The 26,630-nt window shown below is 64.7% G+C and carries 24 protein-coding genes and 5 pseudogenes; 17 read left to right on the top strand and 12 right to left on the bottom strand.

All coding sequences use genetic code 11. The annotated features are described in order from the left end of the window. Positions 1-97 precede the first annotated feature (97 nt). Complete coding sequence (locus ACOI2T_RS17770; protein WP_421877149.1) at positions 98-1,000, top strand: MFS transporter; 903 nt, start codon at positions 98-100, stop codon at positions 998-1,000. A 631-nt stretch (positions 1,001-1,631) separates the two neighbouring features. On the opposite strand, the pseudogene ACOI2T_RS17765 reads toward ACOI2T_RS17770, so the two are convergent. The 4 genes and pseudogenes from ACOI2T_RS17765 to ACOI2T_RS17750 all read right to left on the bottom strand — a co-directional run. Further along, positions 1,632-2,966: pseudogene (locus ACOI2T_RS17765) on the bottom strand (hypothetical protein); the annotation flags it as partial. 142 nt (positions 2,967-3,108) lie between these two features. Then, positions 3,109-3,462, bottom strand: coding sequence for a helix-turn-helix domain-containing protein (locus tag ACOI2T_RS17760; protein ID WP_043988411.1), 354 nt, complete (start codon positions 3,460-3,462; stop codon positions 3,109-3,111). Then, positions 3,459-4,562, bottom strand: a complete 1,104-nt coding sequence (locus tag ACOI2T_RS17755; protein WP_232004317.1) for a tyrosine-type recombinase/integrase — start codon at positions 4,560-4,562, stop codon at positions 3,459-3,461. The genes ACOI2T_RS17760 and ACOI2T_RS17755 overlap by 4 nt, the downstream gene beginning before the upstream one ends. A gap of 1,264 nt (positions 4,563-5,826) precedes the next feature. Then, positions 5,827-6,531 (bottom strand): FAD-dependent oxidoreductase, encoded by a 705-nt coding sequence (locus tag ACOI2T_RS17750; RefSeq protein WP_421877144.1) that lies wholly within the window; start codon positions 6,529-6,531, stop codon positions 5,827-5,829. Positions 6,532-7,044: 513 nt separating this feature from the next. Between ACOI2T_RS17750 and ACOI2T_RS17745 the strand changes: the two genes are divergently transcribed. From ACOI2T_RS17745 to ACOI2T_RS17720, 6 genes are all read left to right on the top strand, one after another. Further along, positions 7,045-8,166 (top strand): NDMA-dependent alcohol dehydrogenase, encoded by a 1,122-nt coding sequence (locus ACOI2T_RS17745; protein WP_047040138.1) that lies wholly within the window; start codon positions 7,045-7,047, stop codon positions 8,164-8,166. A 105-nt stretch (positions 8,167-8,271) separates the two neighbouring features. After that, positions 8,272-8,511: a hypothetical protein gene (locus ACOI2T_RS17740; protein WP_064895177.1), complete on the top strand. Its 240-nt coding sequence runs from the start codon at positions 8,272-8,274 to the stop codon at positions 8,509-8,511. Positions 8,512-8,568: 57 nt separating this feature from the next. After that, complete coding sequence (locus ACOI2T_RS17735) at positions 8,569-8,781, top strand: ferredoxin (protein WP_064895175.1); 213 nt, start codon at positions 8,569-8,571, stop codon at positions 8,779-8,781. Between the two features lie 61 nt (positions 8,782-8,842). Beyond that, positions 8,843-10,363, top strand: coding sequence for an aldehyde dehydrogenase family protein (locus ACOI2T_RS17730; protein ID WP_047040141.1), 1,521 nt, complete (start codon positions 8,843-8,845; stop codon positions 10,361-10,363). 254 nt (positions 10,364-10,617) lie between these two features. Further along, on the top strand, positions 10,618-11,205 hold the full coding sequence (locus ACOI2T_RS17725) for a TetR/AcrR family transcriptional regulator (protein WP_421877140.1): 588 nt from the start codon (positions 10,618-10,620) through the stop codon (positions 11,203-11,205). 93 nt (positions 11,206-11,298) lie between these two features. Further along, a complete protein-coding gene (locus tag ACOI2T_RS17720) occupies positions 11,299-12,342 on the top strand; it encodes an MBL fold metallo-hydrolase (RefSeq protein WP_047040146.1) in 1,044 nt (347 codons plus the stop codon). A gap of 154 nt (positions 12,343-12,496) precedes the next feature. Here ACOI2T_RS17720 and ACOI2T_RS17715 read toward each other — a convergent pair. The 8 genes and pseudogenes from ACOI2T_RS17715 to ACOI2T_RS17680 all read right to left on the bottom strand — a co-directional run. After that, a pseudogene (locus tag ACOI2T_RS17715) lies at positions 12,497-12,904 on the bottom strand (CAP domain-containing protein); the annotation flags it as partial. 79 nt (positions 12,905-12,983) lie between these two features. Continuing rightward, on the bottom strand, positions 12,984-13,328 hold the full coding sequence (locus ACOI2T_RS17710; protein WP_047040178.1) for a DUF732 domain-containing protein: 345 nt from the start codon (positions 13,326-13,328) through the stop codon (positions 12,984-12,986). Between the two features lie 52 nt (positions 13,329-13,380). Next, positions 13,381-13,980: an Rv1363c family protein gene (locus ACOI2T_RS17705; RefSeq protein ID WP_232530501.1), complete on the bottom strand. Its 600-nt coding sequence runs from the start codon at positions 13,978-13,980 to the stop codon at positions 13,381-13,383. Next, positions 13,977-14,660 (bottom strand): Rv1363c family protein, encoded by a 684-nt coding sequence (locus ACOI2T_RS17700; protein WP_047040148.1) that lies wholly within the window; start codon positions 14,658-14,660, stop codon positions 13,977-13,979. The genes ACOI2T_RS17705 and ACOI2T_RS17700 overlap by 4 nt, the downstream gene beginning before the upstream one ends. Then, positions 14,627-16,093, bottom strand: coding sequence for an MCE family protein (locus ACOI2T_RS17695; protein WP_047040150.1), 1,467 nt, complete (start codon positions 16,091-16,093; stop codon positions 14,627-14,629). Before ACOI2T_RS17695 ends, ACOI2T_RS17700 begins: the two co-directional genes overlap by 34 nt. After that, the gene (locus ACOI2T_RS17690; protein WP_047040152.1) at positions 16,094-17,233 is read right to left on the bottom strand and encodes a virulence factor Mce family protein; all 1,140 of its coding nucleotides are present in this window, start codon (positions 17,231-17,233) and stop codon (positions 16,094-16,096) included. Further along, positions 17,230-18,561 (bottom strand): virulence factor Mce family protein, encoded by a 1,332-nt coding sequence (locus ACOI2T_RS17685; protein ID WP_047040154.1) that lies wholly within the window; start codon positions 18,559-18,561, stop codon positions 17,230-17,232. The genes ACOI2T_RS17690 and ACOI2T_RS17685 overlap by 4 nt, the downstream gene beginning before the upstream one ends. Continuing rightward, positions 18,558-19,016 (bottom strand): annotated as a pseudogene (locus tag ACOI2T_RS17680) (mammalian cell entry protein); the annotation flags it as partial. The pseudogene ACOI2T_RS17680 and the gene ACOI2T_RS17685, both read right to left, overlap by 4 nt. Before the next feature lie 129 nt (positions 19,017-19,145). Between ACOI2T_RS17680 and ACOI2T_RS17675 the strand changes: the two are divergent. From ACOI2T_RS17675 to ACOI2T_RS17630, 10 genes and pseudogenes are all read left to right on the top strand, one after another. After that, positions 19,146-19,418, top strand: coding sequence for a hypothetical protein (locus ACOI2T_RS17675; RefSeq protein ID WP_006897065.1), 273 nt, complete (start codon positions 19,146-19,148; stop codon positions 19,416-19,418). Further along, a complete protein-coding gene (locus tag ACOI2T_RS17670) occupies positions 19,415-19,660 on the top strand; it encodes a ferredoxin (RefSeq protein WP_006897064.1) in 246 nt (81 codons plus the stop codon). The genes ACOI2T_RS17675 and ACOI2T_RS17670 overlap by 4 nt, the downstream gene beginning before the upstream one ends. 483 nt (positions 19,661-20,143) lie before the next feature. Continuing rightward, positions 20,144-20,650: pseudogene (locus ACOI2T_RS17665) on the top strand (helix-turn-helix domain-containing protein); the annotation flags it as partial. Continuing rightward, positions 20,650-21,351 (top strand): annotated as a pseudogene (locus ACOI2T_RS17660) (ISL3 family transposase); the annotation flags it as partial. The pseudogenes ACOI2T_RS17665 and ACOI2T_RS17660, both read left to right, overlap by 1 nt. 155 nt (positions 21,352-21,506) lie before the next feature. Continuing rightward, a complete protein-coding gene (locus ACOI2T_RS17655; protein WP_016895393.1) occupies positions 21,507-22,400 on the top strand; it encodes an alpha/beta fold hydrolase in 894 nt (297 codons plus the stop codon). Continuing rightward, positions 22,348-23,148 (top strand): MFS transporter, encoded by an 801-nt coding sequence (locus tag ACOI2T_RS17650; protein WP_324614540.1) that lies wholly within the window; start codon positions 22,348-22,350, stop codon positions 23,146-23,148. The genes ACOI2T_RS17655 and ACOI2T_RS17650 overlap by 53 nt, the downstream gene beginning before the upstream one ends. Before the next feature lie 75 nt (positions 23,149-23,223). Continuing rightward, complete coding sequence (locus ACOI2T_RS17645) at positions 23,224-24,090, top strand: aldo/keto reductase (protein WP_006897059.1); 867 nt, start codon at positions 23,224-23,226, stop codon at positions 24,088-24,090. A gap of 138 nt (positions 24,091-24,228) precedes the next feature. Next, positions 24,229-25,692, top strand: coding sequence for an aromatic-ring-hydroxylating dioxygenase subunit alpha (locus tag ACOI2T_RS17640; RefSeq protein ID WP_006897058.1), 1,464 nt, complete (start codon positions 24,229-24,231; stop codon positions 25,690-25,692). A gap of 2 nt (positions 25,693-25,694) precedes the next feature. Next, entirely contained in the window at positions 25,695-26,306 is a 612-nt protein-coding gene (locus ACOI2T_RS17635) for a 3-phenylpropionate/cinnamic acid dioxygenase subunit beta (protein WP_006897057.1), read from the top strand. Next, a complete protein-coding gene (locus tag ACOI2T_RS17630; RefSeq protein WP_006897056.1) occupies positions 26,303-26,608 on the top strand; it encodes a hypothetical protein in 306 nt (101 codons plus the stop codon). The genes ACOI2T_RS17635 and ACOI2T_RS17630 overlap by 4 nt, the downstream gene beginning before the upstream one ends. Positions 26,609-26,630: the final 22 nt, after the last annotated feature.

The following is a 26,630-nucleotide window of genomic DNA, read 5'->3' as shown; positions in this document are numbered from 1 at the left end:
TCACCGAGGCTCATCCACAGGTTCTGATCATTGCTCGCGTGCTCTGAGCCTGGGGCTGGTTCCAGTTCTGTGGTTGGCCGGCAGTCTGCAGATGTGGATGCTGGTCGTCGCGTTGCTGGCGTTCGGGGCGTTCTCGGTATTCGGGTTCGCCGCCACGCAATCATTGCTTCCCCGACTGGTACCGACGGGACAATTGGTTGCGGCGAACGCGCGTCTCGATCAGGCCGACGCTGCCGCCCAAACCCTCGGCCCGGCGATGGGCGGTGGACTCGTGGGCCTCTTGGGCGCTCCCGCGGCCATCGTCGTCGACGCGATCAGTTACCTCGTCGAGGCTGTGCTGATTGCGAGCGTCCATGCCCCCGAACCCCAACCAGAACCACGCTCGCGCCACCTCCGTCACGAGATCGGCGAAGGCCTGAAATGGACTTACCGCCACCGGACTCTCGGTCCGCTGGCAGTGTCGACACACATATGGTTCCTCGCCAACGGGGCAGCGATGACAGCGCTTTCCCTGCTGGCCCTGCGCTCCATGGGGTTCACCCCCTACGCATTCGGAATGCTATTGACGGTCTTCGGTGTCGCGAGTCTGATCGGGGCCTCGTTGGCACCGTCGACCGGTGACCGAATAGGGGTGGGACGGGTGATCATTCTGGCGCGCACCGCATACCCGATCACGTGGCTGCTCGTGGCCTGCGCCCCTGAATCCAGTTTGGGCGATGCAGTGATTTTCGTTGCGTTGGGATTCCAAGGGATCGCAGCCGGCATCGAGAATGCCAACGAGATGGGCTACTGGCAGACGCTTACACCGGACCGGCTGCTCGGGCGCGTGAACGCCACGAGGCGCTCCATTAATCAGACGATGGGCGCTTTGGGAGCGGTCCTGGGCGGCTTGTGCATCGGCGCCTTCGGTGAGCAATTCACGCTCGCTACCGCTGTCGCTGGTTTCGCGGTCGCAGCGGCCATTGCCGCGTCATCAGCGCTTCGAAGACACGGCAGCTAGGTGGAATACGTCTCACACCAATGCAAGTCGCGCCTCGGTGGGGTGATTCCGCTGTATTCGGTGCGATCGGTCTGTCTGCTGGATCGGCGCTCAGAGATGGGGTCGTGGAAGGCTCGTGGAGTCATCGATGGGTATCGGCGGCTTGGGTGCGGCTTGAGGTCGTTTACGGTGTCAGCTAGGAGATCGGGATTTCGGATTCATCGCCGTCCTCGACATCGTGAATTGTCGCGTTATCGTCCTCGCGTAAACGTCGAGCCCAGCGTTGATAGGCCGATTGCTGCGAGATACCCAGGGCCTCACCTATTTTCGCCCAAGATACGCCGGCCAGATGCGCCTGGAGCACTACGTCGGTGAGCTGCGTTTTGGCTGCTTTAGCTGTCGCGCGCGCCTGACCGAGGGCGTTCGTGGCCACCTGGACCGCGCCGCGGGCGTCGTCGAATGCGGCCGCCGCGGCTCCTAGTGACTCAATGTGGACGTCGTAGGGCCGAACCGGGGGATCGAGGTCGAACAACGTGGGCTCGGAGGTATCCGTGTCCGGTTCGTCTTTGTCGTCGGTGGGGCAAACCTGCGGAGAGTCGGTCGTCATGGTTCGTCCAGGTGGTGTTGTCGGAGTGTGCTTCCGATCGGTGGCGGATGCGTACTGCGCCCAGGTGTTGCCGGCTTCGGCGGCGTGTTTTTGGGTGACTTGGTCGCTGTAGCCGAGCATTTCGGCGACGACCGGTGGCGGTATTTGCGATACGAGTTCGCGAAGGGCTCTGTTGCGTGAGCCCAGCAACTCGATGCCGAGCCATCGAAGCCGATGCATGATTGATTGCGGGTCGAGGTGACGGCCAGCCCGGCTGCTGGGAAACAGCCAGGGCGTGGCGATGGCTCCGCCGGTGGTGCGTTGATTGGGCCGGTTGTAGAGGTGATGGTGCAGCTGGGAGGCGAACGGCTCGGGCACCGGGGTGGGTTCTTTGCCCAGCGCGATACGGGTCTCGGCGCCTACCCGGATGACAGCGGTGGTCTGCAGGCCGGCGATCTTCGTCAACGGCTGCGCGTAGAGCAGCAGCAGGATTCCAGCGATCCGGTAGGGAAGACTCTCGGAGTCGCCGGTGAGGAGTTCTTTGAGCCACGCGAGGCGCTGGTCTTGGGTGATGGTCGGGGATGTTCTGGCTTGTCGGTGCTCGATGGTGATTGAGGTGTTGATCTTGCTGCGTTTGGCCCAGACGAAGAACGTCCGGATCGAATGGCGGGTGGTCGGACCTGAGGCCAGGTATTCATCGACGTCCTGCTGGCTGCAGGTTGAAGCGGTGCGGTCGTGGGTCTGCTCGAGCCAGGTCAGGAATTTGATGGTTTCGGTGATCTCTTGTTGTGCTGCGCGTTTGGGTCCGTCGGTTCCTTGGCCGGGCTTGGACTCGCTGCGCAGGCGGCGCAGGTGGTGCCAGGTGGCGAACTGCTCCACGGGTCCTCGCACTGTCGGGGAGTCGATGGCGTCGAGTTTGGTGGCGAGCCAGCGTTCGAATCGTGCGAGGTGTTCGTCGCGTGGTGGGAGGAGGTGGTGGTGCACCAGCATGCTGCGTAGGTGTTCGATGTGTCGGCCCGGGCCGGCGGTGTCGAGGCCGTCGTGGGTGAGGGGTATTGCGCCGGAGGTGATTCCGCCGAGGAGCTGCAGTACCTGGATGTTGCGCTTCCAGGTGAGGATGCTTTCGGGCCGGTCGACGCCGCAGAGCACTTCGAGGAGGGTTTCCATGGCGGCCGGGTCGGCGGGATGGTGCAGCAGGATTTTGCACAGGTCGTCGCGTAGAGCGCATCGTGCGCATTCGCCGCGGCGGTGGATTTCGCCTTCGTGGCCGCAGGTGCGGCAGGCGTAATCGCCGGGGATGGCGGCGCAGGTCAGGCAGACCGGCCGTGGGTCGGTGCGGTTGAGGCGGCCGGGAAGGACGCCGTCGTGCCCGCAGTTGGGGCAGATGCCGTGGGTGCGCATCGCAGTGTAGAAGCAGCTGTGGCACAGCTGATCGCCGGGCCAGTAGACGCGCAGTGTGTTGGCCTTGCGATGGCAGCGGCTGCATTCGTAGTGACCGGTGGTGACGGGTGGGCGTCCGCGGCGCCTGGATCGTGGCTTGGGATTAATCGGGGCCATCGGTGATGACCCGCGCCCGCCGTGGCCGGACCGACTTGTTGAGTTCGACCACGTTCGGCGGCGGGGTAGCGGCTGCCCCGGATGCGGTCTTCCGGCGTCGGACGTCGGTGGCAGTGACGGTCACCAGGTCCTCCACGCCACAGCCGAGGATGTCGCATAGCGCGGCCATCAGTTGCAGCGAAACACGTTCGGGCCGTTGGTGGACAACACGGTAGACCTGGGGTCGGGAGAGCTGAATGCCACGTTCGGCCAGGCGGGGGATCAGGTCAGTGCTGTTGTGCATGCCATGCGCGGCCATGAGCTCGGCGAGGCGCCAGGTGTAGTCGACTTCGCGTTTCATGATGATTCTTCCCCGAAGGAGAGCGCATCTTTGACGGTCTGATCGAGCATGCGGCGCAGTGTGCGGGTGCGGTAGTCGCTGGATACACCGGTGTAGAGGGATGTGGTGCTGGCGACATCGTGGCCGGCCTGGTCTTGGACGAATTTGGCGTCCCAGCCGTCCTCTATGAGGTGGGTGATGTGCGAGCGGCGAAACGAATGCAGATCCAGTCCGGCCGGCAGATCCAGTTCGTCGCAGTAGCGCCGGAAGCGGCGCAGCAGGGTGGTCTCAGCGATCAGGCTGCCGCGCTCGCTGGGGAACAGGTCAATGCTGTCGTCGATATACGGTTGGCCGTGGGTGAGCCAGTCGGCGATGACTTCGGGTGTCCAGTCGAACACCGTGAACACGGTGCGCCGCTTCGGCGGTGAGCCTTTTTTGGCCTTGCCGTACCGGATCAGAACCGCGCCATAGCGCCCGAATTCGGCGGCGTGCGGATTGCGCGAGAAGTCGACGGTCTGCAGGTGTCGCAGTTCATTGAAGCGCAGCCCGTAGGAGTAGGCCACCTTGAACATCACCGAGTCGCGGTAAGCCGGCAGCCAGCCCTTCTTACGGGCATTGGCAATCAGGGACACTTGCTCGTCGGCATGATCGAAGAAGTCCTGCAGCTCCTTTTTGGTGAAGGGCCGCTTGAGCGGATTCTGCTCGTTGTCTTGGACGTGGGCAGCGGTGTTCCACTCGAAGAACACTTGCGCAGGGTGAGTGCCGAAGCGCTGCTCGCATACCCGATCCCAGCCGTAGTCCGGATCAGCGATGTACGAGCAGAACAACCGTAGGCCGTTCTGGTAGCCGCGCACGGTCGATTGCGCCCGGCCTTTGATGCCGCGCAGATCGGCGAAGAACTCTTCAACCATCGCCGGTGTCCAGGCCCAGGGGTACTCGTTGCAGTGGTCGATGAAGCGGCGCACCAGGGCGATGCGCTTGCTGATGGTCTCGTGGTCGAGGTTGCGGCACAGTTGCTGGTTGCGCCAGCCGTCGAGCATGTCCTCGACGGTTTGGGCCTCCGGATGCAGCAGCGGAACTGACCCGACCAGAACCACGCGACCGCTCTTGTCGACGGGCAATTCAGCCTCCCAGGACGTCTCATCTGATGCATCATTGAATCATCTAATGAATCATTACCACATCGCCGCAGGTAGGTCCATCGCAAAACGAACGTTCGCCGATGCGTGTCGCGGCGGCCAGCCGGAGAGGGGGTCATGCATACTCGTTCGCATCCACCGAAAACCCCTGGTGTCCAGGCTGTTTCATCCATGGGTACCGGGTCGGTAGGCGAGAGTCACACGATTGCTGCGTGATTCATCGGATGAAAATGCAGTGATTAGGTTGACGTAAGATACGTTATCGGCCTTTAAGGCATGCGAGTTTCATTTAGTGAAAGAACTTGCACCCCTGGACGACTGGCTCGATTGTCCTGGTTGTGACGGGTGTCGGTCGCCGCTGCAGCGCCCCTGATCGACCTTGGGTCTTGCGCAACGGGCCAGCTCGACGTAAGTTTCAATCACTTAATGATTGATTCGGATGTTAGGTGACGACGTTGCGAGCTTCAACGAGCGACCACTGGCATCCGGTCGGTGTGAGTTGTTTTGCGGCACCGCCCCCGCCACTGCGTGGACCGGGGTTATTGCGTCACAGTGACGAATTGCGTTCGAGGGCAAGACTATTCGGATCGCAACTCAAGTCGTCGCCAAGCCGGTTGCCGAGATCGTTCGACCATCGTCATGGCTGAGGAACTGCCCGGGTTCATTCCCCACATCCTGCGTGCCGACGATGTTTCGCTCCTGCGTGCCGATGAGACCGTGTTCAATGCGATGGTCGATGGCTGGCGGGCGCAGATGCTGGCCCGAGGCTTGGCCGTCGACACGATCATGACGCGCGGTCGACTGATTGCCCGGTTCGTTGAGTTCACCAACGAGTATCCGTGGCGGTGGCGCCCAATTGACGTGGACCAATTCCTGGCCGAATTCCGATCGCAGGAAAGACCGATTGCGCTATCTACGTTGCGGACCTACAGCAATACGATTTCGATGTTTTGCTCGTACGTCTGCGACAGTAGATACGGCTGGGTTGCATTCTGCGAGAAGCAGTTTGGCGATGTTCCGTCGCAGATATGCTTCGAGTGGAACACTCCGCAACACACAACCGATGATGCTGTTCCACCGGGCCGCCGAGCGTTCACCAAGGCCGAGTTGCAGCACCTATTTGACGTCGTAGATGATTTTGTCGACGAAGCGCACCGCACAGCGTCCAAGCGGTGGGTGACGGCCCTGCGGGATTCGATCGCATTCAAGGTCGGCTACGCCTATGGGCTGCGCCGCCGCGAACTGGTCATGCTGGACCTGACGGACTTCGGGCCCAACCCTGCCGCAGCGTTGAGACCATGCGTTCGAGCTGGGGCCTTCCCAACAGCTCGGCTCGCTCGCTTTCGCTCAACGCCAATTCGGTCGGATCGATGATGAGATCGGCGTTGGACAGCTCGCCGAGTTCGCGAAGTTCGACCGGTGTGAATTTCATCTGCGCGGGGCCGCGTCGGCACAGCAGATAGATGTCGGTGATGGCGCTGGAGCCAAGTGCGGTGACGACCCGGTCGGGCACGTCGGTGGCGGCGATCTCCTCGGCGCTGCGCGCGAGCACTCGCGCGACATCGAGGGCGACGTTGCCGGCCCCCACCACGGCCACGCCCCGACCGTGCAGTGGGAAGTTGCGGTCGGCGGCGTCGGGATGTCCGGAATACCAGCCGACGAATTCTTTGGCCGCAAAGCTGCCCGGCAGGCGGCTACCGGGTACGTCCAGCACTCGGGCGTCTTCCGCGCCAAAAGCGTAGATGACGGCGTCGTAAAATCCTCGCAACTCGTGTCGGCTGATATCACGGCCGACAGAGACGTTCCCCAGAAAACGGACCGTGGCTGAATGGGCGGTGAAGGGTGCGCCCAGAACGCGGGCGACCGACTTGATCTTCTGGTTATCCGGCGCGACTCCGTACCGGACGAGCCCGAACGGCGAGGGCAGCCGTTCGAACACGTCTATCTTCACCGGGTGACCCGACTCCACAAGTTCGGTCACCGCGTACAGCCGGCCGGCCCCGCACCCACCACAGCGATGCGTGCCGGTCCGCGGGCCTCGCCGCCGGGGGCGACGGTGTGCGTCACGCCGACCTCGGAGCGTGCTGACCGGTCTGGCTGCGCGTCAGAGCCGTACATCGATGTGGGGAACCGCATCGGAGGCTAATTGTCATCACGTTATTGAGGTACCTCTTCCCGTTCTCTTCTTCCCGTCCGGCGTACAAAACTCCTGGTCCGTGGCCAGTGAACTGGCAAGACTGCTTGCCGATGATCGGCGGTGCGACAGAATCCAGGAATCGTTTTCCTTGCCAGCGGTGTGGGTATGACCTATGATCATAGTGCTTAATGACATGAGTCACATCAACGATGACTTGTGTCAACACCGACAACGGCGACGGGGCCCTTCGATCGACACAACAGTCTGGGCAGCCGGCGTCGACGCGCGGATCAAGATCGATGTGATTAGGTCGACGAAGGGAGTTTCGTGAAGACTCGGGCAGCCGTGCTCCATGGGCAGAACGAGCAGTTCAAGGTGCAGGAGGTGGATCTCGACCCGCCGGGCCCGCACGAGGTGCGGGTGCGCCTGGCGGCGACCGGCCTCTGCCACAGCGACTACCACCTGGTGACAGGCGATCTTCCGATGCCGTATCCGGTGATCGGCGGCCACGAAGGGGCCGGGGTCATCGAAGAGGTCGGCGCCGAGGTCACGGCGGTCGAACCGGGCGATCATGTGGTGTTGTCGTTCATCCCCGCGTGTGGGCACTGCCGCTCGTGTGCGGTCGGACACTCCAACCTTTGCGACCTGGGTGCCAACATCCTGGCCGGTCCGCAGCTCGACGGGACCTACCGATTCCACGTGGGAGCGCAAGGCGCTGGCCAGATGTGCTTGCTGGGAACGTTTGCCGAGCACACCGTGGTGCCTGATGTTTCCGTCGTCAAGATCGATCGGAGCGTTCCGCTGCGCACCGCAGCCCTGATCGGGTGCGGCGTGCCCACCGGCTACGGGGCGGCAGTCAACAAGGCCAAGGTGCGGCCCGGTGAATCCGTGGTCGTCTGGGGCGCCGGGGGAATCGGCATGAACGCGATCCAGGGGGCCGCTACGTCGGGCGCCCGCGTCGTCGTGGCCGTCGAACCGGACGAGGCCAAGCGCAAACTCGCCTACGAAGTGTTCGGCGCGACACACGTCGTCGATCCGACCGCCGTCGACCCGGTCGACGCGGTGTTGGAGGCCACCTGGAACAGGGGGGCCGACGTGTCCATCGCCACGCCCGGCGTTCTGACCCAGGCGATCCTCGCACAAGCGCTGCAGGCGCTGGGGAAAGGCGGGCGGGCCGTCCTGGTCGCCGTGCCGCCCGCCGGCGCCGACCACCTACCCATCGCTCCCTTCGACGTTGTGATGTTCGAACGCCAGATCCTGGGCACCGTGTATGGCAGCAGCAACCCGTTCTCCGACATTCCCCAGCTGATCGACCTCTATCAATCCGGCAAATTGAAACTCGATGAGCTGGTGACCAACACCTACTCGCTTGATCAAATCAACGAGGGGTACGAGGCCATGCTCGCGGGTCGCAACATCCGCGGGTTGGTCATTCTGTCGGACGACTAGCAGCCCAAGTGGAGAGCTGATTCCGCCCTGCAGTGCAAAGTTGTCTCGGCCACGGCCGCGACGCAAAACCGATAGCCGTTCGTGAAGATTGGAGCGAATTCAACAATGACGACACAACAGCGCAACACCGATATCGATGACGAACGACCCACGCGGCTCAACGCCGAAGCGGCCGACAAGTTCATCGAGCATCTGAGCATGCACGACCGGGAGGTTCAACGCCACCGACTGGCGATCTACGACCGGATGCGTGAAGCATGCCCGGTCGGGCACTCCGTCGAACACGGCGGCCACACCCGAATACCGGCTGGATCCCGACAAGCCACCGGTGTGGCACACCGGTGACACCTGGGGTGTGAAGTCTTTGCCGGTGATCTTCGAGGCCAGGTCGTGACGAGTCCCGTGACCAGCAAATCCGCAGAGGTCACCGTCGATCTCAACCGGTGCATGGGCCATGCCCGCTGCCACTCACTGGCACCTGCGGTTTATGGCCTGGACGACGAAGGAAAGTCCGTCGTGATCGTCAATCCCGTTCCGCCAGAGTTGGTCAACGAAGCAGAGGAAGGCGCGCAGGCGTGCCCCGAACACGCGATCACAGTTCGCTACCACGATTGACAGCTCGTCACCAGCTGACCAAAACCGTCTTACAACCAGCAAAGCGAGACCCAAGATGACAATGACGGCACCGCTGAAATCCGATGTGCGATGGCGCTTCGAGCAATACATCGGCGGGACATGGCGTCCCTCCGTCAGTGGCAAACGCAGGCAGGTCATCGACCCGGCCACCGCGACCGTCGTCGGCGATGTCGCCGACGGAGGGATCGCCGACGTCGAGGCGGCGGTCGCGTGTGCCCGCACGGCCTTCGACGAGGGCCCCTGGGCCGGCCTGGACGTGCGAAGCAGGGTCCGAGCGCTGCAGCCAGCCATCGACTACCTGGTCGAAAACCAGGACGCCCTCCTGGAAGCGGAAATCGCCGAATGCGGATCTCCGATCAAGACGGCGAGCGCTCTGCACGTCGGATTCGCCTTGGCCCACAGCCAGTACTTCCTCGATATGGCCCCAAGCGTGCGTCTGGAGCAGCCATTGGGGTTCCATTCGCCGCCGTTTAGCGTCAGTCACGTCGTACGGGAACCCGAGGGCGTCGTCGCGGCCATCACCCCGTTCAACTTCCCGCTCTTGTTGGCCGTGTGGAAAGTCATTCCCGCACTGCTGATGGGCAACAGCGTCGTGCTCAAGCCCAACCCACGCACGCCGCTGTCGGCGATGCTACTGGCTGAAGCATTGTCGCGCACAGATCTTCCCCCCGGGCAATTCAACGTCGTCACCGGGGACGTCGAAGTGGGCCAATACCTCGTCGAAAGCGCTCTGGTGGACCATGTCACGTTCACCGGCAGCACCGGGGTCGGGCGGAGCGTCGCCGCCGGGGCTGCGCAAACGTTGAAGAACGTCACCCTAGAGCTCGGCGGAAAGTCGCCGTCAGTCATCCTGCCCGACGCTGACTTCGATCTCGTCGTCGACGGCGTGCTGTTCGGCGTCAACTTCTACGCCGGGCAGTGCTGTGAAGCGGGCAGCCGGGTCTTCGTGCCACGCGGGCGCGAAGAGGAACTCATCGACCGGCTGGTGCGGCGGGCCGCCACGATCAGACTCGGAGACACGCGCAACCCGCAGACCGACCTCGGCCCGGTGATCTCGGCCGAGAAAGCCGCCGAGCTGGAGCGCGTCGTCAATGACGCCGCGGCCGCCGGCGCCACAGTGGCGTGTGGTGGTCGTCGTGCCGACATCGGCGACGGCTACTTCTTCCAGCCGACAGTGATCCACAACGTCAACAACGACATGCCGATCGCCCGTCAGGAGCTTTTCGGCCCCGTGCTGTCGGTCATCGGGTACGACTCCGTCGACGACGCGGTGCGCCTGGCCAACGACACGATATACGGCTTGGCAGCGACGGTGTGGTCCACCAACATGGTCAACGCCTACGAAATCAGCCGCCGGTTACGCGCCGGCACGGTCTGGATCAATGACCACCACCAGTTGCGCCCCGACGCACCGTTCGGCGGATACCGGCAAAGCGGCATCGGCCGCGAACTCGGAGACGACGGATTCCTCGATTTCACCGAAGCCAAACACATCTACATGAGCCTGACGAATGATCGCCAGTCGCGCTTCTGGTCCCTAATCCTGCCCGCTGAGGAATAGGAGCGGGGGCCGCCCACCGCCTAGCGTCGCCGACCGCGGTGCAGGTGTCGCTTCCCGCTGGCCCGGTCGACCAACACCTCGTCGGCCAATCATCGTCAGCAACCGCTTCGCCTCGTCCGCGCCAATTCGCTACCCGGCCCTGCAGCGTGTTAACCGCTGTTAGCATTGCTGTTGGCCGCGGTGGGACCACGCGAGTTCAGGGCACAAGCAGGCGACGCCGGCCCATGTGGTTTCACCCAAGAGGAAGGGGCACGGTGAGCGGAGCGATCGTTACTCAACGGACTCGGGGAAGCGAACGTCGTGAGCGGATTCTGGCCGCGGCCGCCGAGCTCATCGCCGAGCGGGGATATCACGCCGTGTCGATGACGGATCTCGGTGTGGCGGCTGGAATCGTGGGACCGGGAATCTACCGGCATTTCGACAGCAAGGCCGCCGTGCTCGCGTCGCTGTTCGAGCGGGTGATCGACGCGCTGCTGGAGCGGGCCTCGACCATCGTGGACCAGGCTCGTGATGAGCGTGAGGCGTTGACTGGGCTGGTCGCCGACCATGTCTCGCTGGTGATCAACGATCGGGAGCTGGCGATTGTCTATTACCGCGAGTTGCATAACTTGTCCGATGAGCAGCGGCGCCGCCTGCGACGTAAGCAGCGACTGTATCTCGAGGAATGGGTGCACGTGGTCGCGGAGTTGCGGCCGGAGCTTGATGAGGCCGACGTCCGCGCGGTCGTACATGGTGCGATCGGCGCGATCCAGTCGATCCTTCACTACCGCGACACCGGCCTGCCCCCCGAGCGGGTCGCTGCCCGTCTGGCCGCCATGGGTTACGCGGTGCTCGGGGCATAGCAGCCAGCGACGACCTGCCCAGGATTGTGAACGATGACTAACATTTGTGCGTGTGACGGTGTGCGTCGGGACCGCGACAGGAGGAACACAGCCATGGCCGAGGCGCCGGGGGCCGTTCAGCGGCAGGCCTGGGTCGACGGCGTGTTGCCGCCGGTCGAGCAGGTGCGACCGGGATTGTGGTCGATCCCGGTGCCAATCCCGGACAATCCGTTGCGATACGTGCTGGTGTATGCGTTCGAGCTGCCTGACGGGGTCGCCATCGTCGACGCCGGCTGGGACACCGAGGAAGCGTGGACGGCCCTCGTCGAGGGACTGTCCAAGGCCGGATGCGACATCACCGACGTCTCTGCGGTGCTGATCACGCACGTCCACCCCGACCACTACGGATTGGCTGGGCGGGTGCGCGAGCATTCCGGAGCATGGGTCGGGGTGCACCCGGCCGATGCCGCGGTGTTGCCCACCCGCTACGGCGAGGTAGAACCTCTCGTGGCGAGTATGCGGGACCTCTTGGTGGACTGCGGGGTGCCCGAGGTCGAGTTGGACGAACTGAGCTCGGCGTCGCTTGGAATCCGGCAGTTCGTCCGGCAGGCCGAACCGGACCGGTTCATCGACGATGGCGATCGTCTCCCGTTGCCGGGCTGGAACCTGCGCGCGATCTGGACGCCCGGCCATTCGCCCGGGCATCTCTGCTTCGCCGAGCCCGACCGCAGGCTGATGCTGACCGGCGATTGTGTGTTGCCGCGGATCACCCCGAACATCTCCGTGCATCCCCAGCAAGCCGCCAATCCCCTCGCCGACTTCCTCGCCTCGCTGGCCAAACTGCGTGGATATCAACCCGACGAGGTGCTTCCCGCCCACGAATACCGCTTCGACGCGTTCACAACCAGGCTGGACGAACTTTTCGCCCATCACCGCACGCGCCTTGGTGAGATCGAACGCGCGGTGGCCGACTGCCCTGGGGCAACCTGCTGGCAGATCACCACCCGCCTGGGGTGGTCGCGGCCCTGGGCTCAGGTACCCAACTTCATGCGCCGGGCCGCCAACGGTGAAACACTGGCCCATCTGGCGCTCTTGGCGGCAGAGCACCGCGTAGAACCGATGCGTGACACCGTCACCACATGGTGGCCGAAGCAGTGACCCGCGATCCTGTATCCGACGGCCTCGACATTGCGCCTTCAGGCACCGCCCATGTCCGTGGCTGTGCCGTCAGCTCCGACAACACCACAGGCGTGAGGCCGACGGCCGATGTACCGTGTCGCTTCGATGTGCGGGATCTGGCCCGCTCTGGCTACCCGTAGTCGGCGACCACGACGGTGCGGTCGAAACTGTTCTCCGACCACACGCCGATGTGAGTGTGGGCGCAATCGGACATGATGGCGAGATATGCCGCGTTGTCATACCACCGGCTAATCAACTCCACACCGCTGATCGCTAGGGCCGGATTGATCGCCACCGTTTCGGCCACCCGACCCTGGAAACCGGCTGCGTCGGCGCGGTCTTGCGGCGTCGAACCGTCAGACCCGATATCACCGTTGAGGTCGCGATTGTTCAGCACATCCCGGGCGTGCCATTCGGCGGCACGTTGCAGTTGCGGGATGATCGTGACGTCGTTGGTGCAGCCTGCCTGGTGCTGAATGGTGTACACGTTGGCGACCACCGCGTCGTTGAGTCGTTTGTTGTCGCCGTGTGCGATCGGCATGCCAACCACAGCACCGACGGCGACGACCACCACGGCCGGCACGGTCAACAGCAAATGCCGCATGTTCATCTCCTCGACGTCAGCCGTCATCTCTAGGCGGCGGCCAGTCGTGTGCAGCCGAGTTCCTCAGGCGCCAGATCAACGCCGGGCAGAGTTCGTTGACCGACTGGGTGATCAGATAGGAGGCCTGATAGTCGTCGGCGGTGTGGAAATCAGCCTGCAGATCGCCGATAAGCTGCCCGTAGCCTTCGCCGCCGGACAGCTTGTCGCAAATGCCGTAACCGTAGCCTAAGGCCGCGTCGGCGTTCGGAAAGCCGTAGCCGGGCCGCACGGTCACGTTGACCAGATAGGCCACCGGGTCGGCATGAGCGTGAGGTGCCTGCGCAGTTGCCACACCGAGCCCTGCCGCCCAGCACATCGCCATGCATACGGTCTGAATGTTGCGCGGCGCTGTGAATCGAACCCCGATCATGTTGTCAAATCGGCTCGAATTGGGAAATGAGCCATCGGCCATCGTGTTTGTCCAGCGTCACTCGCACGCATGAGGTGGTGCTGGTGGGTGCGTCCGTGCCGACGATGACGGTCTGGTTGACAAAAACAAGGACGACCGCGTGGTTCGCGGTGGCCGACACCGACGCCGCGGCCGGAACGTTGGCGACCGCGGAGATCTGTTTTTGCTTCGCCCCGGGGATCACCACGTCATGTGTTAGCGAGGCATAGGAATCCTTGAATTGTCCTGTCAGTCGGTTTTGGGCGGCGGTCAGATCCTTCTCGGCGGTGTCGGGCTTGTAGGACAGCATCGTGATTGTTCCGTCGGTGGCGGCCCGCACGGACTCGACGCTGGCAAGCTGGGCCTCACGCAGGGAACCGACCTGCCATTTCAGCCCGCCGGCGGCCGCGGCCAGCAGCAGCGCGAGGCCGGGCAGCATCCCGTAGGCGAGCACACGTGACCAGCGGATGCTTCGTTTCATCGTAGCCGGCGTGTGCTCGCAGTCGTCCTCGGTCGCGGTGGGTGTTTCCTGGGCCGAGTCGGTGTCGGTGGGATCGCCGGTACGACGCGATTTCGGCCACCTCACGGCACGAACTCCACGTTAGACACCTTGGGCTGATCGCCGACTTGCTGCACGAAGATGCGCATCCGCCAGGCCCGTGGCCGTTGGTCGGGCACAGCGGCATTCGTCGTCTTGACGGTCACGGCGACGAGCACCTGGGCGGTGCCCGCGGTCTTCGACTCCAGCGCGGCCTCGGTGACCGTGCCGATGGTGGTCGATTTGGTCTGTTTGACCACGGCGATGAACGGCTGTGATCGCTTCGTGAAGTCGTCGTAGAACTGCCCGGTTGCCCCGTCGATGATGCGGCGCACATCGGCGTCGGCGTTCTGCCAATCGATCGTCGTCAGGTTCAGCGCCGCCTGCCTGCCCACCTGCACATACGCATTTCGCTCGGTCTGCGCCTCGTGCAGGTGGTGGAGACGAAATCCCAGCCATCCCGCCAGCGTCGCCAGCGCGATGACGACGGCCACCCCTACCAGCATCGCGGCCCGCAGCGGCGAGCGGGTCGTCCTCGGCTCGCCCGGGGGTGCGGTGTGTGTGTCCTTGCCGTCGGGTCCGCTGCTGGCGTCTTCGGCGGTGCCGGCATCGCCGCCATGCGTCGGTTCAGCACCGATCGGCGCGGACGCGGCGCGTTCATCCGGCATGAGCGTCGAGGTGCGGCCGGCGGTTCTCAGCTGCCCGGTGGTGTCAGCATCGTCTGCCACGTCTTCTCCTTCGGGCCGGTCTGCGCGAGGTCGGATTGGGTGTATTGCTGGCCATCGGGTCCGATGTAGGTGCCCGTGGCGGGGTCGTACTGGGCGGCCGCTACCGGTGGTGGGGGTGGGCTCACGGCAGCGGGAGGCGGCGCTCCGGTCGGCGGTGATCCGGGAGCTCCCTGGGGGATGTCCTGCCCGGACAGGGTGGCGTTGGGGTCGCCCTTCCAGTTGAAGCCGTCGTTGAGCGGCACATACTGCTCGTCGCTTTCGCACATTCGCACCGTGGGTGCGCGTTTGCCGGGGACGGTCTCGCAGGGGATGTTGCGCGCTCCGCGGACGTTGAACGGTGAATCTTGGGGCACCCGGCAGTACACGTCGCCGGCGGGACGCTCCGGGCTGTCCTCGAAGGACGGTGGACGCCGTTGCTGGGTGGGTAGGAATCCGGTGGTGCAGGCCGGTGGGAGGTTGATGTTGAGGTTGAAGCTGATCCACTCGCCACGGTAGTCCTGCTTGGTGTTGGCGTTGGCGACGACACTTCCGCCGCGGATCGCTGCGGCTTGCGGCAGCAGCACGAGGAGTTGTTCGAGGTCGTTTCGGTAGGTGAGGGCGACCTGGCCGACGCTGACCAGGTTGGCCAGCAGGATCGGCAAGGTCGGCTGGAACCGCTCGAAGAGTTGTCGCACCTCGCCGGCGGCGGGGCCGCCGTGGTCGATGATTCCGGCCACCGCGTTGTCATGGGTTTGCAGTTCGGCGGTGACCGTGGCCAGGTTGGCCGCCCATGCCTGGATCGCATCGGAGGTATCGGTCTGCGAGTCGAGCACCGGCTGGGACTGGTCGATCAGCGACGTCAGTGAGTCGAGGTTGGCGCGGGCGTCGATCGACAGCCGGGTGGAGGCCCTGACCAGCCGGGCCAGTTCTGGGCCCAGCCCGCCGACGGCGGTGTATGCCTCGTCTACGGCGGTGTTGAGGTTATCCCGCGGTATCGCCCGCAAGCCGGTGTTGACGGCGGTGAGCAGCTTGTTGATGTCAGGTGGCACGGAGGCGTCCCGCAGCGGGATGACGTCGCCGTTCTTTAGCGGCGGTGCGGTGTCACTGCGGGGCAGCAGGTCGACATATTGTTCACCGATCGCCGACTGGCTGTGTACCTCAGCTTTGACGTCGGAGGGGATGTCGATGCCGGATTTGAGCGACAGCACCGCGGCCACACCGGTGTCGGTGAGGTGCACCGACTGCACCCGCCCCACTTCGGTGCCGCGGTAGGTGACGTTGCCGGTCGCATACAGCCCGCCGGTCTGCGGCAATTCCATCGTCACCGTGTACCGGCCGACACCGAAGAGCTTGGCCGGCAGCTTCATGACGTGCAGCGTCATCAACGAGATCACGACGACGGCAAGCACCGTCAAGATGGCCAGCTGAACCTTCACGCGTTTGTGCAAATACATTTAGCGTCCCTGGTCCCAGCGGTACGGAATGATCAGCGGGTTGGATTGGGTGTAGGGGCTCGGGAGTTGCCCGATGGTGCGGCCCCATTGCAGCTCCAGCTCGGTGAGGTTGCCCTCCCAGCGCGTACCGGTGAAGAGCGCAGAGTCGATGCGGCTGAGCGTGAGGTCAACGATCAGGCTGAGGTTGCCGTAGTCGCCGCGCATCCACTTCTCGACGGTTTCGTTGGGGAACGGATAGGTCGTGTAGAGGCTGAGCGCACGTGTCAGGCTGGGGCCGGCGTTGGCCAGCGCTTCCAACACCGGCCCGATGTCCTTGAGTTCCTTGACCAGATTTTCTTTGGTCTGGTTGACCGTGTCGACGGTCAGTGCGCTGAACTTGCCGAGCTGATCGGCGGCCTCGATGAGGTTGTCCCGCTCGCTGTTGAGCTCGGCCAGCGCATCGGGGATTTTGCGCAGCGCGGTGTCGAGAACGGGTTTGTTGTCGGCGAACTTGCCGACCAGGGTGTTGAGGCTGTCCGTGGCCGCGATGATGTCACCGGTCTGGTCATTGGTGAGGGTGGCGAATTTGTCGAGTTGCTCGATCATGCTGCGCAGGTCGTGTTCACGCCCCCGGAACGCGGTGGAAAACGCCCGGGTGATGTCCTGGACTTGGCCCAGTCCGCCGCCGTTGAGCAGCATGGAGATCGCGGCCAGGGTCTGTTCGGTGGTCGGGTAGGCTCCCCCGCGCGCCAACGGGATCAGCGATCCGTCACGCAGTTTGCCGTCCGGTGGCGCGTCCGCTGGCGGGGCGAGCTCGACGTGCAGCGAACCCAGCAGGCTGGTTTGGCCGAGCTTGGCGGTCGCGTTGGCGGGCAGGTCGACGTCGCCGTTGAGCCGCATGCTCACCAGGGCATGCCAGCCTTGACGCTCGATTCTCGTCACGGTGCCGACGGTCACGTCACCGACCTGCACGCGGGAGTTCGGTTGGATATTGCTGACCTCGGGCATCTGCGCCTGCACGACGAAGGAACCCGGCCCGGCGCCCTCGGTGCCGGGCAGTGCAAGCGAGTTCAGCCCGCGCCAGCCGCAGCCGGGCAGCCCGGCCAGCGTGAGGATGATGAGCAGTTTCACCGCGACGCGGGAGGATTGTCGCGCTGTCATGAGCCGCCTCCGGGGGGGACCATGAGGCCGGGGAGGCCATCGGATGGGTTGGTGGTGACCGGCGTGGGCGGCGCGGCGGCATCCGGCGCAGCAGCCTCGGCGGCCAGCGGCGCAGGCTCGGGCGGGTGGGGCGCGGCCGCCTCGACGGGGGGCGGCACGTAGTCGGGTCGCATCCAGTCCTCGCTGTAGGTGACCTCGTTGGGCCGTGCCGATGCCCCGACGATGAGGTTTTCGCCCAGTGGCGGGAAGTTGTACTGGCGGTTCTTCACGATCGGTGCGAGGTACTGCACGCACAGTTTCGCCGCCTGTTCGGCGCCGAGACGGGAGGCCGCTTGGATCGCGCCGCACAGGAAACTGATCGGGTCGGCGAAGTTGTTGACCGCGATGGCGCCGGTCATCGTACCGCCGGCCGGTTCGTAGATGAAGATGAAGTTCTGCAGCGTCGAGGGCAGGATGTGCAGGGTTTGTTTGATGTCGTCGAGGCTGTCGACCATCGCCGTGGTGACCGAGGCCAACTTGTCCGAGGTGGTGCCCAGCGCATCGCGATTCTCCGCAACGAAACTCTGCACATCGGCGACCACGTCGTTGAGCATCCCGGCCGCCCGACCGACCTTGTCCGGATCGTCGGCCAACAACCCTGTGACGGCGGCCAGGTTCTCATTGAGCTGTCCGAGCAGGCCACTGCTGTCGTGCAACGCCGACACCAGCGTCGCCAGGTTTTTCAGGGTGGAGAAGATGTCGTCGCTGTGGTCGCCGAGGGCCGACAACGCCTGCGACAGTTTGACGACGGTGTCGCGGATGTTCGCACCTTGGCCGCGCAGGTTGGCGGCCGCGGTGTTGATGAACGCGCCCAGCGTGCTGACGCCTCCGGGCTGGGTGGGCCGCAGCAGTTCGGTCAGCCGCTCAACCTGCGCCCGGAAGTCGTCCCACTCGACCGGGACCGCGGTGCGGTCCTGCGGGATCACCGCGCCGTCGCGCATCACGGGTCCGCCGGTGTAGGCGGGGGTCAGCTGGATGGCGCGCCCGGTCACCAGTTGAGGCGACAGGATGACCGCCTTGGCGTCGGCGGGAACCGAATATTTGCGGTCGATCCAGAAGGTGACCTTGACCCGCTGCGGCTGCGGTTCGATCGTGGCGACGCGCCCGACGGGCACACCCAGGATCCGCACATCGTCGCCGGCGAACAGGCCGTTGCTGTTCTGGAAGAAGGCGACCACCGTGGTCTTGGCCGCCGCGCCGGTGCGGCCGAGGGCGACGAATAGCCCGCTGACGAGCACCGCCACGAGGACGGTCGCGGCGGCTGCGCGGATGAGACGCGCCCTGGTCATGGCTGTCCTCCGGGTTGTGCGGGCACCTCACCCGGTGCTGGCACGTAGACCGGGGAGGGTGTCGGCTCGGGTGTGTTTTGCACGCCGGGCGGCGGCGGTGCGGGCGGTCCGGGCGGGGGTCCACCTGGCGGCGGGGCCGGCGGGGGCTCCCGGTACGGATAGCGCGGATCACCCGGCTTGCCCGTGATCGCGTCGGGCAGCGTCAATCTGGGTTCGCCGCCCTGCCCGGTCCGCGGGTAGGGCACCGGCAGCGCCGGGGTTGCGGGCTGGCCGGTGGGGGGGTCGATACGCTCGGAGGGCAGCACGGTGGCCGGGTCGAGCCCGAGATCGGAGAACGCAGCGTCGACGAAGGGCTGCACGAACTGGCCCGGGAGCAGGTTCGCCAGGTATGCCTTGAAGAACGGCCCCGATGAGACGGCTTCGCCCAGCGAAAGCGCGTAGGCGTTGAGCCGCTTGGAGGGCTGGGGAGTGTCGGAGCCTGAGCGGACGGCCCGTGGGCCGAGAGGGGTCGTCCTGGCATACGAGTCCGTCCCGGACTGGGCGACCGGGATCGCGCTGGCTCGGTTGGCCCCCGAGGAGGAACCGTGAACTTACCCCTGGACCAGGTCATCCGCCGGGTCGTCCGGGATCCGGAGTTTCGTTCTATTGCGGAAGAGTCGGGCCAGCTCGCGGCCGACCTCGCAGGCGTACGGCTGGCCGATCTTGCGGCCGTCCTGGAGGGCGACCTGGTCACCCTCCAGCAAAGGGGCGCCCACCCACTGCTGATCATGCAGCTGGCCGGCGCGCTCAGGATCGATCCGATGCGGCGCTTCGCCGCCGAACAGACTGCCCATGACTTAACCACGGAGGGACGATGAACATGATGAACATTACGGTGGACCTCGAGCGGTGTGAGGGCTTCGCCTCGTGCGTTGTGACCGCGCCCGAGCTCTTCGACCTCGATGACGAGCGAAGCGTCGCCGTCGTTCTGGAGCCTGTTGACGGTGGCCCCCGCACCCGCGCCTTAGCGCTCGAGGCCGCCGCGAGCTGCCCGATGCGGGCCATCACCGTCTCCGACCCCCTGGTGGACGAACCATCGCTGCCGCGGCGCGGCCGGTGACCGACGGAGTTTCGCCGGACGCGGTGGCAACCGCGGTCGAGAACGAACCCCGTCGGGCGGCGGTGGCCGGTACGCCCTGTGCCCCGGTTCGTGAACGTGCTACCACCGACGTTAGCGGCCGGCTGCGCCGTTCAGCAGGTTCTCTCCGCTCGCGCTCTCGGTTGGAGGGGTGGCAGCCGCAATGGCCGATCGCTGAGCGGGTCAACGACCACGTTGTCAGACCGGGCGACTCGCGATCCGGGGCTCGATGCCAGCATCCCGGGCTGCCACGCGTACAGCATTTGGTCGCCGCGGCGGGCATATCGTTGACGCCCAAGAGGATACCGGCCTGCCTTCCTGCCGCACCTCGGGCACTGGCCCAGTCGGCTAGATGTACTGACCACGGAGGTTGTGTCTCCGGTCGGCATGGCGAGATGAAATGAGGAAGACCTCCGTGTGAGGTGTGAAAGCGACCAAGCAACCACACCCACAACGGAGGTCTTCGTGTCCCACGCTAACGCGACCTTGACGCCCACGGGAAGACTGCGCCTGGCCCGGTGTGTCGTCGAAGACGGCTGGCCCCCGGCCCGAGCTGCGGAACGGTTCGGTGTCTCGGTCACCACGGCCCGACGCTGGGCCAGCCGGTATCGCGAGCAGGGCAAGGCCGGCATGGTTGACCGCTCCAGCCGGCCGCACACCTGCCCCCACCGCACCCCGCGTCGTCGGGAGCGCCGGGTGATCGGCCTGCGCGTATCGCGCCGGTGGGGGCCAGCCCGAATCGCTTACCACCTGGGAATGCACCCCTCGACGGTGCACAAGATCCTGTCCCGCTTCGGGTGCGTGCGCCTGGCGTTCACCGACCCGGCCACCGGCGCCCCGGTGCGCGCCACCAAGCGACGCCCGCAGCGCTATGAGCACGCCGCACCGGGCGATCTGGTGCACGTGGACATCAAGAAGCTCGGACGCATCCCCGACGGCGGCGGGCACAAGTTCCTCGGCCGCGCCAAAGGATGGTCCCGGGCCGTTCGGCGAAGGTCCTCACCGAGTGGCTCAACGCCCGCGACCAGGCATTTCGAGACCGAGTCAAGGTGGTCACGATGGACGGGTTCGCCGGCTACCACTCCGCCGCAGCCAAGGCCGTGCCCGCAGCACGCACGGTGATGGACCCGTTCCACGTCGTGCATCTTGCCGCCGACAAGCTCACCGTGTGCCGCCAACGCATCCAGCAGGCCACCACCGGGCACCGGGGCCGCACCGGCGATCCGCTGTACGGCATCCGCAGGACGCTCAACACCCGGGCAGGGCTGCTGACCGACAAACAGAAAGTGCGCTTGTTCAAGGCGTTCACCGCCAACGATGCGCACGCGGCGGTGGAGGTCACCTACGGCGTCTACCAGCGACTCATCGCCGCCTACGAGGCCTCGGGCAAGCGGGAGGGCAAGATCGCGATGTACAAGCTCCTGCGCTCGATCCGGACCGGGGTGCCCACCGAGCTGCCCGAGCTCGCCCAGCTCGGCCGGTCGCTATGGAAGCGGCACCGCGAGATCCTCGCCTACTTCGACGTGGGTGCCTCCAACGGCCCCGTCGAGGCCATCAACGGCAGGCTCGAACACCTCCGCGGAATCGCCCTGGGCTTCCGCAACCTCAAGCACTACATCTTGCGGTCACTGATCCACTCCGGACAGCTTCAGGATCGGATCAATGCACTCTGAATCCGGAAGGGCCCTTTCTATTGACAGTCGATGCGGAGGCGCGTAGCTTTCAGGCACACGCAGAAGAGATTTCTACTGGCCAGAACTACCACGTCGGTAGGGGTCGAACTGCGATGAATTGTTCAATCGTTACAGTGCACAGAAAGGCGTTACCCGTGCCAAGCTCTTCAATCACCCAGAAGTTCCATACCGTCGATGTGAAAGGGGTTCAGACGCGTTATTTCGACGACGGCCAGGACAAGGATCCGATCCTCCTCATCCATGGGGGGCATTTCGGGTTCTTCATACCGGTCGGAATCGAATCCTGGGGCAACGTTCTAGAGGATTTCGGCGAGTACGGCCGTGTCCTCGCGGTCGACAAACTCGGTCAGGGCGAGACTGGTCTCCCGCTGAATGACGAAGACTGGACTGTCGACGCGGTCGCCGAACACGTTGCGAACTTTGCAACTCAGTTGGGGCTCAAGAACCTGACCCTGGTGGGTCACTCGCGCGGCGGCATGACGGCGGTCCTTCTCGCGTTGAAGTACCCTGAGATGGTAAAGAAGCTGGTCATCATCAGCAGTGCGACTGCGGCACCGGCGCCGCCCGTCGGAACCGACATGGACTTCTACGAGCGAGTCGAAAGGACTGCCCCCGGAGGTTCGGCCGAGTTGATCCGTCACTATCATGCTGCCCAGGCGGTTAATGAGGGAGATCTGCCCGAGGACTACATCGGGATCGCCACAAAGTGGCTCGAGAGCGAAAAGCAGCTCGACGCTGTCGCCGGATATGCACGCAATGCGGAGGAGCACTGGTTGCCTAGCCTCAGCGAGGGCAGGCGCTGGGTTCAGGAACGGCTTGCCGACGCAGGAATCCCGGTGCCGACGCTGGTTGTGTGGGGAGTCAATGATCGATCGGCGCCGGTGTCGATGGGTAAGGGGCTCTTCGATCTGATCGCTGCCAACACCCTGGATAGCTCGCTCTATCTCATCAACAACGCTGGTCATCACGTGTTCAGTGACCAGCGCGAAAAGTTCAACGCCGCGGTTGGTGCGTTCATCTCGCTTTAGTAGCAATCTGGCGGCGGGGATCGGTGCGCTTCTCGGCCCCACGGTGGCCGGATACCTCTGGGAGGCCTCGGTGCAACTGCCACTCATGATGGGGATCGTCGCAGGTTCCGTCGCCGTCGTCCCCGCGGCCTTGTTGATCAGGTTTCCCCCGTTCGCGGCCAGGCCTTCTTCACCCACTGGCAGGGATGTCCGTCTGTGGCGACGACCCGGTGTCAACGCTGCCTGCTGGATGAACACGGGCGCAGGGGTTTGGAAAAGCCTTCTGGACTCCTACGTCCCTTTGGCCCTGTCCCTGGCAGGCCAACCGGCTGCAGTCATCGGTATCCTGCTCTCCATCGCCAACGCCACCGTTCTCGTCGGTAGTACCGCCAGCGGGTGGGTCCGGCGCCGGGGCGTCAGGGCGTCTCTGGTCATCGGGATGATAGCTACAGGGCTGGGACTGGCCGCAGTGGGACCGTTCGCCGGTCTGACCGCCCCGGTGGCCATTGCCCTGGCCATCTCCGGCATCGGTGCCGGGGTCCTGCAGACCGTCGGTCCGGCCATCGCAGCGGAGAAGGTGCACCCAGAAGAACGCGGAGACGCCCTCGCATTGACGGGCACTTTCCGCGCCACGGCGCTCTTCCTCTCACCGCTGGGCATGGCCGGGCTGGTCACCCTCGTTCCGGTGACCGCGGCCCTGCTGGCCGCGGGCCTGCTCATCATCACCCCAGCTGCAACCACCTGGAGATCCAACAAAGATGTCGACTGACCGACACAGACCCCGAGGCTCGCGCTATTTGCCTCCGGTGACAAGAAAGCAAGACGTTTCGACGAGAGGCTGTCCATGACGACGAAAACCCATCCGAGCGATGACCCCGCAACGGTCCCGAGGCTCCGACTGCGGCACGGGCATAGCATTCCGCATCTGGGCCTGGGCACCTGGCCACTGGTGGGGGAAGAGTGCGAGACGGCCGTCCGCTACGCCATTCAAAGCGGCTACCGGCTCGTCGACACCGCGTTCCAGTACCGCAATGAAGACGCGGTGGGACGCGGTGTCCGCACTGCCGGCGTTGCGCGTGAAGAGCTGTTCGTCTCCAGCAAGTTCAACAAGGAGTCCCACAGCGTCGACGGTGTGCAGAGGGCCTACGACCGCAGTCTCCAAGCCTTGGGCCTGGACTACCTGGACATGTTCATGTGCCACTGGCCCGTGCCGGCCTTGGACCAGTACACCGAGGCATGGAGAGGCCTCGTCAAGCTCTTGGACGAAGGCCGTGTCAAAGCGATCGGTGTCTCCAATTTCAAGCCGGACCATTTGGAGAAGGTCATTGCCGCGACCGGCGTGGTTCCTGACGTGAACCAGATCCAGCTCAGCCCCGATCTCGCACGGCTACCCCCGCGGGCAGTGCACCAGGACCTGGGCATCATTACCGAGGCCTGGAGCCCTATTGGTCGCGAATCGGGACTGCGTGACCACCCCATCGTGGTGCAGATCGCGCAACGGACAGCAAAGAGTCCGGCGCAGGTTCTGCTCCGCTGGCACGTCCAGCAAGGAATCGTCCCGATCCCGCAGGCCGCCAAACCCGCATGGCTGGTCGAGAACATCTCGGTGTTCGATTTCTCCCTGACTGCCGAGGAAATGGCCGCCCTGGCGAGGCTGGACCGCGGAGAGAACGCCGCCCGCGACTCCGACTCCCCCGAAAACGGCCACTGACCCTTGCCGCACCCACCCGTACCTGGCACGAAGAGTGGGAGGGGTTGACGTAGATCACAAAATGCGGAAACCTCTTCACGACAGAGTGGACCTCTGCTCTACAGACTGACTGATCGATGATCGAGAAGGAGCTCTCCCATGGCAGACCATCACGGCGTCCTCGAGGACGTACGGCGGGGCATGATCCCTGCACATATCTACAACGACAAAGAGCTCTTCGAACTCGAGAAGGAACGTCTCTTCAGCCGCAGCTGGCTGTTCGTCGCCCACGAGTCGGAGGTCCCCGAGGCTGGTGACTACGTGGTCCGCAGGGTCCTCGAGGACTCGTTCATTATCTCTCGGGACGAACAGGGCCAGGTCCGGGCCCTGTTCAACATGTGCCTCCACCGGGGCATGCAGGTGTGCCGGGCGGAGATGGGCAATGCCTCCCACTTCCGTTGCCCGTACCACGGTTGGTCTTACCGCAATGACGGGCGCCTCGTTGGCCTGCCGTTTCACAAGGAGGCATACGGCGGGGAGGAAGGCTTCAAGAAGAAGGGCCAGACCTTGTTGCCTGCTCCCTCGCTGGCCACGTACAACGGTCTGATCTTCATCAGCATGGACCCGGATGCCGAGCCCCTGGAGGAGTTCCTGGGGGACTTCAAGTTCTACCTGGACTACTACACGAAGCAGAGCGCGGACGGCATCGAGCTGCGTGGCCCTCAGCGTTGGCGGGTCAAGGCGAACTGGAAGATCGGGGCCGAGAACTTCGCCGGGGACATGTACCACACGCCCCAGACCCACACCTCGGTGGTGGAGATCGGCCTCTTCCGCGAGCCCAAGGCGGAGAAGCGCAAGGACGGCACCACGTACTGGGCTGGCAACGGTGGCGGCACCACTTACAAGCTGCCCGAAGGTGGCCTGGAGGAGCGCCTGCGCTACGTGGGCTACCCGGACGAGATGATCGCCCGGATGAAGGAGCAGTGGACCCAGGAGCAGCTCGACGTGGTCGGCAAGGACGGGTTCATGATCTCGGCGGCCTCACTGTTCCCGAACATGAGCTTCGTCCATAACTGGCCGCGGGTCGAAGAGGGCTCCGACGAGGTGCTCCCCTTCATCTCTATCCGCGTGTGGCAGCCGATCAGCGAGAACGAGACGGAAGTCCTCTCGTGGTTCGCCGTCGACAAGAACGCGCCGGAGGAGTACAAAGCGCTTTCCTACAAGGCGTATCTCATGTGCTTCGGCAGTGGCGGCATGTTCGAGCAGGACGACGTCGAGAACTGGGTGTCCCTCACCAATACTGCCGCCGGCTCCATGGCACGGCGTCTGCTGCTCAACAGCCGGATGGGCATGCTCGAGAACGGCGAGAACGTCGTCGAGGCCCTGTCCCCCGAGGAATACTCGGGACCCGGCGCCACCCGTGTCGGCTACAGCGAGTACAACCAGCGGGAGTTGTTGCGCCGGTGGGCCGATCACCTCGAACGTCCGGTAGAAGCCGCAGCGCAGGTGCACGTGGGCTCGGACCCGGTGCAAGCGCCACCGGCCGCCGGATCGGGGCCCGCCCGCCCGGCCTGCGGCAGCGCAGAGACCGCGCCCGCAGCAACCCTTCACGAGGAGGTCTGATCATGAGTGTTGGAACGGCACACGAGAACGAGAACTTGACGCTGTCCGAACAATCGGCGCTGGGAGCCCACGCCCCGCGTACTCAGCGGACGGGGCAGACCCTGCCTTTCAACGATGAACTTCACCTGGAGGCGCATCGTTGGCTGGTCGATGAGGCGTACCTGTTGGACGCCCAGGACTACGACGAGTGGCTCTCCCGGATCGCCGATGACGTGCACTATCTCATGCCCGTCCGCGTCACCACTGCCCTGGGCGCCGGATACTCCACCTCACCGGGGATGGCGCACTGGGACGAGAACAAGTACTCGCTCAGTCGCCGCGTGGCACGCTTCGCCACCGAGCACGCGTGGACCGAAGACCCCCCATCACGGCTGCGCCACTACATCACCAACGTGCGCACCTTCCGCACCCCCGACCCGCAAGAGATCATCGTGGACTCGGCGGTTCTTCTCTTCCGCAGCCGTGGTGACGTCGGGGAGTCCTCCACTGTCTCGGCAGGACGCGAGGATCTCCTCCGCCGTACCTCATCCGGGTCCGGGTGGGAGCTGGCCCGTCGCACCATCATGGTCGACGAGTCGGTCATCCGCATGCAGAACCTGGCGATCTTCCTGTGAAACTGGAATGGGAAGGCGAGGAGGAAGACCGCCTCGCGGCGATCCAGGCCACCGAGGAACGCCGCCGGCTCGAAGAGCACGTCACCGGCAAGCCGATCGTGATCGCTAACGAGTTCTCGGAGGTCCAGGTCACCCGCATCGAGACCCGCAACGGTTCGCGGCTGATGATTCAATCTCCTCGTTCGGGCCAGTGGGTAACGCTCTGTCCGCTGGAACTGGAGTCCCTGACCTGGCAGGCCCCGGCCACGTTCTCGGCCATGATCGGACACCCTTTCGGGCCGCTCGTGGCCGAAGACGAATAAACACCCCAACCGCCAGAGCACC

It is taken from the genome of Mycolicibacterium wolinskyi str. Jessa 2025 (assembly GCF_049241375.1).
GTDB lineage: Bacteria > Actinomycetota > Actinomycetes > Mycobacteriales > Mycobacteriaceae > Mycobacterium > Mycobacterium wolinskyi.
This window is presented reverse-complemented; position numbering and strand designations above follow the sequence as displayed.